This is a genomic window from Moorena sp. SIO3B2, assembly GCF_010692525.1.
In the GTDB taxonomy this organism is placed as follows: Bacteria; Cyanobacteriota; Cyanobacteriia; order Cyanobacteriales; family Coleofasciculaceae; genus Moorena; species Moorena producens.
Window position 1 is genome coordinate 1 of sequence record NZ_JAAHHE010000244.1, and the last position, 9,291, is coordinate 9,291.

5 protein-coding genes are annotated in these 9,291 nt (G+C 44.4%); 3 read left to right on the forward strand and 2 right to left on the reverse strand.

The genetic code is table 11. From position 1 onward, the window contains the following. The first annotated feature begins 220 nt into the window (after positions 1-220). Positions 221-1,699 (forward strand): sodium-dependent transporter, encoded by a 1,479-nt coding sequence (locus tag F6K38_RS29590; RefSeq protein ID WP_009149410.1) that lies wholly within the window; start codon positions 221-223, stop codon positions 1,697-1,699. 103 nt (positions 1,700-1,802) lie between these two features. On the opposite strand, the gene F6K38_RS29595 is transcribed toward F6K38_RS29590, so the two are convergent. Next, on the reverse strand, positions 1,803-2,576 hold the full coding sequence (locus F6K38_RS29595; RefSeq protein ID WP_009149408.1) for a phytochelatin synthase family protein: 774 nt from the start codon (positions 2,574-2,576) through the stop codon (positions 1,803-1,805). 724 nt (positions 2,577-3,300) lie between these two features. Between F6K38_RS29595 and F6K38_RS29600 the strand changes: the two genes are divergently transcribed. Next, a complete protein-coding gene (locus F6K38_RS29600; RefSeq protein WP_287358636.1) occupies positions 3,301-6,744 on the forward strand; it encodes a DUF4347 domain-containing protein in 3,444 nt (1,147 codons plus the stop codon). Positions 6,745-7,011: 267 nt separating this feature from the next. Here F6K38_RS29600 and fdhD read toward each other — a convergent pair whose 3' ends face one another. Beyond that, positions 7,012-7,860: a formate dehydrogenase accessory sulfurtransferase FdhD gene (fdhD, locus tag F6K38_RS29605; RefSeq protein WP_287358638.1), complete on the reverse strand. Its 849-nt coding sequence runs from the start codon at positions 7,858-7,860 to the stop codon at positions 7,012-7,014. A gap of 523 nt (positions 7,861-8,383) precedes the next feature. Here fdhD and F6K38_RS29610 point away from each other — a divergent pair. Then, positions 8,384-9,291: molybdopterin-dependent oxidoreductase (locus tag F6K38_RS29610; protein WP_287358641.1), on the forward strand; the 908-nt coding region annotated here is incomplete at its 3' end.

The following is a 9,291-nucleotide window of genomic DNA, read 5'->3' on the forward strand; positions in this document are numbered from 1 at the left end:
TATAAAAGTTTCTCATAGTAATGAGATACAGATAATTTTTTTTCTATTCCCTACTCCCTACTCCCTACTCCCGACTCCCTACTCCCTAAAACCTGTGATGGAATAAGCAAACCGATGACAATAATTTAAAGAAGTATGAAGTATGAAGCATGAATTGTAAAAGATGAAGTATCAAGGATGAAGTATGAAGCATGAACTATCAAGATAGAGGGAATTGTAGATGGCTCGTCAACGTTGGGCTTCAAGAACAGTATTTCTCCTCGCAGCAGTAGGTTCTGCAGTTGGCTTAGGGAATGTGTGGCGCTTTCCCTACCTAGCTGGGAAATACGGTGGGGGAGCATTTCTAGTGCCTTACCTGATCGCTTTAGTCCTAATTGGGGTTCCACTGTTGATGCTGGAATTTGCGGTAGGACAAAAAATGCAACGGGGAGCCATAGGCTCATTTAGGAAATTACACCCCAATTTCGGCAGTCTCGGTCTGTTTGCCCTGATGTCAGCCTTTATCATTGTCTCCTATTATGCAGTTGTGATGGGCTGGAGCTTGATTTACTTTCTGGCATCCTTTGGGGTCAAGTGGTCGAGTGATGCTAAAAGCTACTTCTTTGATAGTGTTCTGCAAATCAGTGATGGGGTCAACGTATTAGGTGGTATCAACTGGCCAATCTTATGGTCTCTACTTGTAGTCTGGGTCTTGATTTATTTCTGTGTTTGGAAAGGCACGACCAGTGTGGGCAAAGTCGTTGTCTACAGCGTGCCACTTCCGATTATTTTACTGGGGGTATTGCTATTACGAGCAGTAACTTTACCAGGTTTCCTCAATGGCTGGAAACTGTATCTTACTCCGGTTTGGAGTGCATTAGTTGACCCCGAAGTTTGGACAGCTGCATTCTCACAAATTTTCTTTACCTTATCTCTGGGATTTGGAATTATGGTGACTTATGCTAGCTACAAGAACTCAGAGGATGACATTGCTAAAGATACCTGGTTAACTGCCTTGATCAACAGTGGTATCAGCTTATTTGCCGGTTTTGTGGTGTTCGGAATTTTGGGATATATGGCAGGAGTTACCAACACCCCCTTGGCAGAGCTGGCTGCTTCTGGTCCGGGTCTAGCGTTTGTGGTTTTTCCGGAAGCTTTAAGCTTAATGCCCTTGCCTTGGCTGTTCAGTCTGCTGTTTTTTGTGATGCTGCTTTCCCTAGGCATCGACAGCGCTTTTTCCCTAGTAGAAGCTTTGAATGCGACTATCCTCGACAAACAACAACAGGGAAATGTTGCTAAGGTTTCAATTGGGGTTTGTCTAGGGGGATTTATTGCTGGAATTATTTACACTACCAGAGCTGGATTATACATTTTAGATATTGTAGATCATTTTGTTACTAACTATAACTTGATGTTGGTAGCTATTTTCCAATCTATCCTAGTGGGATGGGTGTATGGTGCAGAAAAGCTGCGACGATACATGAACCAAGTTAGTGATTGGACGGTTGGTAAATGGTGGAATTTTTCTATAAAATACCTGATTCCTATGGCTTTAGTCGCTTTGCTAGCAACCCAGTTTTCAAAAGATATTAGGACTCCCTATGAAGGATACCCAGCCTGGGCTTTAGGACTTGGCTGGGCAATTGTGTTTTTGCCATTACTTATTTTCTTGTCTTTGCTGGTCACAGACAAAACATTGATCAATGGGAGAACCGATTAATTTTAATGATTAATTTGTAAGCCTTCAGCTGTCAGCTGTCAGCTGTCAGCTTAAAATAAACCTCAATATTGATAGATTAATGAAAATGCCATCAATTTGACAATCAACGGGGACTCACCAGCACAAACCCCCGTGTCTTTTTAGACTCTGAATCCTTAGTCGCCATTGCTTGCCACAATTCTTCAGCCTTGACCCAGACCGGAGGATATTTGTAACGAGAGACATCTAGGATCAGAAAACGGTCTGCTTCTTGGTTGTAGGCAGCTAAAGGAGAAATATGTCCCGGACCTTTCTGAGCAATGGCTTTGCGTGAGTAATTGACTAAGACAAAATTTTCCGCTTCTTGCAAATTCTTCACCACTATGTTGCGAAACTCATCCAGGGTCAAATCACCACCATGGTAAACCTCTGCTCTAACTGGATAAGTTTCCAATAATCCTGCTAATTGTTCCAAAGTCATGCCCCGACGAGCAATCACCTCAGCCATGCGCACTTGCTCAGTTTTGGCATTCAAAACATTCTTCTGGGTGAAGCGGTTAGTCCTAAATTCGGGTGCTTTTGGAGCTTGAATTGATAAAGCATTCAGCACCATAACCATACTAGCTACTCCACAGTAAGTAAGCTTTTCCTGAGTCACAAACTGAATACTTAGGGGCAAATAGTCTTCTCGGGCTTGGCTTGCCATCAGTAACTGTTCGCCGTGATCGGAATCGAGGTTAATCAGATTTTCGGTCAGTGGAATTGTCTGGGCTAAGCATCCTCCCAAGCATCCTCCATTGATAAGGAAAAACCCAATTAGAGTGGCTTTTAGGGGTATACGGAATAGTTTTAGTAGATTTTTTTGAGCAGATTTTTTAGCATCGTTGTGATTAATCATATCTAGCAATTATTATACTGATGAGGTACAAATCTCTGGGTTTTAGGGAGCAGGGACTTCGGAGCAGGGTGTAGGGTGTAGGGTGTAGGTTTTTTAATTTGACGTCAGGTGTCGGGTGGGTTACTCTTGCCTGTTGCCTGTTGCCTGTTGCCTCTTGCCCTTTGGGAGTATGTTCACAAATCAAATACAAACGCTATATCTGATTAAATCAGGACTTACGCAGTTAAGTGGATTTCGCCCCCCTAGCCCCCCAATTTTTCGGTGCGACCCGTGGCGAATTTAATAATTAGATGCGGAAAGCGCACCGGGAGGGGTAATGATGTCAAAGTACCCCATAATTGGGGGATTTAGGGGGCAAATGCGTAAGCCCTATAAATGTGAAAGCCCTGCTTAACTTAATGTTAATAAAACTTCAGTGATACTTCATCAAAGCTTCGCCTAAATTTGCCGGATTGGTAGTTATGATTGTTGAGGTCGCAAATATTATCCTAAATATCTGATTGCTAATTTTGGTTGAGATTATAATCAGTCAAACCCTTATTATCGAATGCTTGATGCTGTTAGCAACTTGTCACAATTAGTAGGTGGATGGCAGCCACCTACTAATACTAATGTGCAGGATGCTAACAGTAATCAACCGGATTTTATACGACTGCTGAGACTAGTAGCCATTTGACCAGTGGCTACTGTTACAAACCAACACATTATAAAGGGGCATTTTAGCATGTTTGATATCAAATATGCAAGTTTTAACGATCTCGATAAGTCGTTGAACTTTGGGGAGATTGAGGTACACAACGCTCTGGGAAGTCACTCCAAAACCTCTAGCACTATTGTTTTTATTGACTCAGGGGTAGATGATTATCAGAGTTTAGTTAATGGTACGGTACCGGAAGCTGAGGTGATTGTCCTGGACTTTACACAGGATGGCGTTGAAGAAATTACCAAGGCTCTGCAAGGACGCACTGATATTACTGCTATTCACATCGTTTCTCACGGTTCACCGGGGTGTTTGTATTTAGGGAATAGCCAGTTAAATCTAGACACTCTAAATCACTATGGTGGACAACTAAAGACCTGGATTCCTTCAAATTCTGTTACTCAGGAAGGCAAGTTCACTTCTATTCCTATCCTTCTCTACGGTTGCAATGTTGCTGCTGGGGATGCGGGTATTGAGTTTGTGGAAAAGCTACACTACCTAACTGGGGCGGAAATTGCTGCTTCTACAAAACCCACTGGTTCTGGGGCACTGGGAGGAGACTGGGAACTAGAGATCACCACCAGTAATCTTGAAGTCCCGTTGGCATTTCAGGCAGCAACACGAGCAGTTTATGGCTCAGTTTTAGCTACTCCTCAAGGACAGTGGATCGCCCAGGGACCGAGTCCGGCACAGAATGGGCAAGTTGAGAATGTTCAGCCTAATAATGAGGTGGTTGGGGCAATTCATACGGTGCTTGCTCACCCTGATGATGCCAATATCCTTTATATCGGAGCCGTAAATGGCGGGATTTGGAAAACAACGAATGCAACGGACAGCAGCCCTAACTGGACACCGCTGACGGATGACTTGCTAGGGAATTCCATTGGCGCAATGGAATTTGATCCGAGTGATCCAACCAATCAAACGATCATTGCTGGCATAGGTCGTTTCAGTTCTTTCCGACGACGTGGGGGAGCTTTAACGGGTTTGTTAAAGACCACTGACGGAGGAAAGACCTGGACTCAACTGGCAACGGCTGATAACCTGGACAACGATCGTGACGGTATGGTTGATGAAGCCGATGAAACTTTGCTGTCAGGAAGAAATATTTCAGGTGTGGCCTCTCGCGGGAACACGCTCTTAGTCAGTGCTAATAATTTTGGTGGTGGTACTCAAGGGGGTGTGTACCGCAGCACTGACAATGGTGCAACCTGGGAATTCAGATCAGGTAGCAATGGACTTGATGCCGGAGCTGCCTTTGATCTAGTGGGTGACCCAACTAACAACCAGCGTTTCTACGTATCGGTTCAGGGCAACGGTATTTTTCGTTCAGATGATGGTGGAGCTAATTGGATTAACGTATCTGATCAGGATGCGAATCTAGATGGGGTCATCACTGGGGTAGGTAATAATAACACAGAGATGGCGGTCGCAAGCAATGGTCGCCTATACACTGCTGTTCTCACCAATGGCCAAGCCTCTTATATCGGATTTACAGACAATCCAACGGCAACCAACCCAACTTGGACTCAAATGGATCTGCCGGTTACCGAAGAGAGAAATGGCGACTTTGAAGGACTAAACCCCAGGGAAAAGCCTGGTGGACAGGGAGCTATCCACTTTTCAATTATTGCCGACCCGAATAATCCAAATGTGGTCTATGTAGGTGGAGATCGTCAAGACATCCCGTTTCCAAATGCCATAGGAGCTAATGATTTCTCTGGTCGTCTATTTCGGGGAGACACAGATGAAAATCCCACGGACCCAGGCAATCCAGAAAATATCAACTCTCCCCAGTGGCAACCGTTAACTCACAGCCAAGGCGACTTTAGTGGGGGCGGAACGGCAAACAACAGTTCACCACACGCCGATTCCCGCGAAATTACCTTCGATGCCAATGGTGACATCATTGAAGTGGATGATGGAGGAATTTACCGCCGCACCAATCCACAAGACAACACTGGGGATTGGTTTTCCCTCAATAGCAATTTGCAGGTGACTGAGATCCACGATATTGCTTACGATACTGTTTCCAACATTATCATCAGCGGAAACCAAGATACAGGAACAACACAACAAAATAACTCTGATTCAGTTGTCTGGGATAGCGTGTCTACGGCTGATGGTGGCGATGTCGCAGTTTCGATTGATCCTAATAACGATCAGCAATCGGTGCGATACTCAAGCTTTCAATTTCTAGCTGGTTTCAGACGTCGGGTCTATGATGCAAATAACAACCTAATCAGCCAGACTTTTCCTACTCTCAATGGTTTAAACATTTTTGATACACAATTTGTCACACCTGTAGTAGTCAATGAAGTTGATCCCAACCGTATTGCTATTGGTGGATTCACTAGCGTCTACGAATCGTTTGACCAGGGTGATAACGTCACTATTGTGAACACGGCTGGGGGCGGTAGTGTGGGAGTCAACAGCAGTGACGGTGATCCAATTGCCTATGGTGGTCGTCGGAATGGGCAAGATAATCCAGACGTACTTTATGTCGGATCGGGATTTAACATATTTGCCCGCACCACATCAGGCGGGACATTAGCGAACACTAACTATTCTGGTGAAACAGTTGGAGATATCGTACTCGATAGCGACGACTGGATGACTGCCTTTGCCATTGATGATGACCAGGTATTTCAGACCACCAATGCAAATAACTGGATGGATATCACGGGCAACCTGCAAGAATTCGCCACCAACTTAAATTTAGAGCCAGGGGATTTGAACTTGCGATCAATTGAGTTTATTTCCGGTTCTACGGTAGATGGGATTGTAGTTGGCAGCAATATAGGCATCTTTTCAGCAACTAGCAGCAGTAATTTCACCGATTGGTTAAAGCTAGGAACCGATTTACCCAATGTTCCTGTTTGGGATCTTGACTACGATCCCAGCGATGACCTACTAGTAGCTGGAACTCTGGGGCGTGGCGCATGGACTCTCTCAGATGCGAGTTCTATACTGCTTGTGGGTATCACGGAAATTGGCACCTCAAACAATGATAATCTCACTGGTACTTCACGGAACGACACCCTCAAGGGTCTTAACAGTCAAGATACCCTCCAAGGACTGGCTGGTGACGACCTCCTTGACGGCGGTGACGGTGATGATCAATTGTTTGGAGACGAGGGTAATGACACCCTTTTAGGCGGTCAAGGTCAAGATAAACTGGACGGTGGTAGCGGTAACGACCTTCTCAATGGTGGTCAAGGAGATAACATCCTGACTGGTGGCGCTGGAAAAGACATTTTTGTCTTGTCCACAGCAGGCAAGAACACTATTGTTGACTTTGAAGATGGTGTAGATTTGTTGAAATTAGAGGGAGGTCTAACCTTTGGGTCACTTTCTATCTTTGAACAAAATGGTGACACTTGGATCACAACTGAAAATAATCAACCGTTAGCTTTCTTGACTGATGTGAACGTCAATCTGATTACGGCTGACGATTTTGTGGTGTAATCTAGCGTCAGCTATCAGCTATCAGCTATCAGCTATCAGCTATCAGCTATCAGCTAATGGGTGGCACAGGCTTGAAGCCTGTGCCACCCTACTTGATGTGCTTATGGACATAGGGTAAGCTACACCAAACAGCTTTTGAATAAGCGATGCAGTCGGCCAAAGGGGGTTTCCCCCACTCGCTATTGCATCAAGACAACAGGTAAGCAAAAGTTTAATCTGAGTTACGGAATGCTAACGGCTGACCGCTGACCGCTGAATCCTGACATCTCAACCATGATCACACAAACTAGAGATACGCTCTTTCCCAGAGTAAACATTAAACCGTTTTCCCCGCAGAAATCCCACTAGAGTAATCCCAAACTCTCTGGCTAGGGTTACGGCTAGACTGCTGGGAGCAGATACAGCGCAAACCATTGGTACCCTAGCCATCAGACATTTCTGTAAAATCTCAAAACTAGAGCGCCCACTGACCATCACAATGCGATCGCTTAAGGGCAGTTGATTAGTTAATAAGGCTGAACCCACCAATTTATCCACAGCATTGTGACGTCCCACATCTTCTTGTAACGAGAGTAACTCTCCTTGGGAATTAAACAACCCAGCAGCATGGATTCCCCCAGTTGTGGAAAACACTGATTGAGCTGAACGCAGCTGTTCCGATAGGCTGTAAATCACCTCAGTGCTGACTTCCATAGCATCAGACATAACTGGACACCCTCGCAAGCGTAGTGCGTCAAGACTGGCTTTTCCACAAATTCCACAGGCGCTGGTGGTGAAAAAGTGGCGTTCCAGGGGCTGCAAATCTGGAGTAAGTTCTTCCCTCAGGGCCACATTCACAATGTTATAGCGCTGCTCACCATCTTGATTAGAATCCACACAGTAGCTAATCCGTTGAATATCATCCCGATGCTTTACAATTCCTTCACAATAGAGGAACCCTGCTGCTAGTTCAAAATCTGCCCCTGGGGTGCGCATAGTCACAGCTACGGTTTTCTGGGGAGAGGTCAGGCGAATTTCCAAGGGTTCCTCTGTTGCTAGTTGATCTAAACGCGATCGCACTTGGCTGTTTTCCACTACCCAGACTTGGGATTTAGTTTTGCTACGGTGCTGATTCATACTTTATACTCAGAGCTTGCACCAAGTTTAAAATTTATCTGTAAAAGCAGGGAACAGCGGATCTGGGAACAGGGAACAGCGGATCTGGGAGTAGGGAGTAGGGAGTAGAACTGGATTACTATTCCCTATTCCTTAACATTAAAAATTTACCTCACCTATTTGATAAATACTATAGATTTAGATAACTTTTAATGGCATTCCTAAATTAAGCGATCGCTCGACTATCAACACAAAACAAAAATTTCTCAATACTAACCATTTATAACTAAATTATATTAACATTAATCAACGGTTATATTACCTCATTAATTTCATAATCAACCTTTAATTTAATCATGTAATTTATATAGCAATTATAAATAAATTGTGATACTTTTTGTTTCCTGTTTCCTGCTCCCTGTTCCCTGTTCCCAGATCCGCTGTTCCCTAAAATCTAGAAATTGTTTACCTCATAGCTATGATAATTGCTATAAGTTTATGATAACCTGATCAAGTCCCCAGATTTTAACGTTACTCCAAACTCATGCTGCGTCAACCCAAAAAACGCTGGACTCCTTCCCACTGGGCAAACTGGAAACCATTCGGTATTGGTGAACAATACCCGAACAATTATTGGGAAGTCTTCAGAGCAGCTTGGGAAAACCGAGACCAGTTATCCTATGCTTGGGATATCTTAAATCACGGAGTCTGCGACGGTTGCGCCCTTGGCACTACTGGTATGAAAGACTGGACTCTTGATGGCGTCCATGTCTGTAATGTCCGGCTGCGGCTGTTGCGGATGAATACCATGGCAGCATTTGACCCCGAAATTTTAGCAGATGTCTCCCAGCTTCAAAGGAAAAAAAGTATCCAACTGCGGAATTTGGGACGGCTTCCTTACCCCATGATGCGGCAACGAGGGGAGAAAGGATTCAGTCGAATTAGCTGGGATAAAGCACTGGAATTAATCAGCGATTCCCTAAGAAATAGTTCCCCTTCACCCATTGATAGCACCACCAACCGATTTAGCGTTTATCTAACCAGTAGAGGTACAGTAAATGAAACCTACTACGCTGCTCAAAAAGCAGTGCGAGCGATCGGGACTAATAATATAGATAATGCTGCTCGTATCTGCCATTCTCCCAGTACTGCTGGACTTAAAGCCGGATTAGGGGTAGCAGCTACTACTTGTTCTTATAAAGATTGGATTGGCACAGATTTATTAGTATTCATTGGCTCTAACGTTGCCAACAATCAGCCAGTTACAGTTAAGTATCTCCACTGGGCTAAGAAAGCTGGTACCAAAATCGTGGTAATTAACACTTACCAAGAACCAGGTATGGAACGCTATTGGGTGCCTTCGATTCCCGAAAGTGCCTTATTTGGTACTAAATTTGCCGAAGACTTCTTTTTAATCAACATGGGTGGGGATATGGCATTCCTCAATGGCAC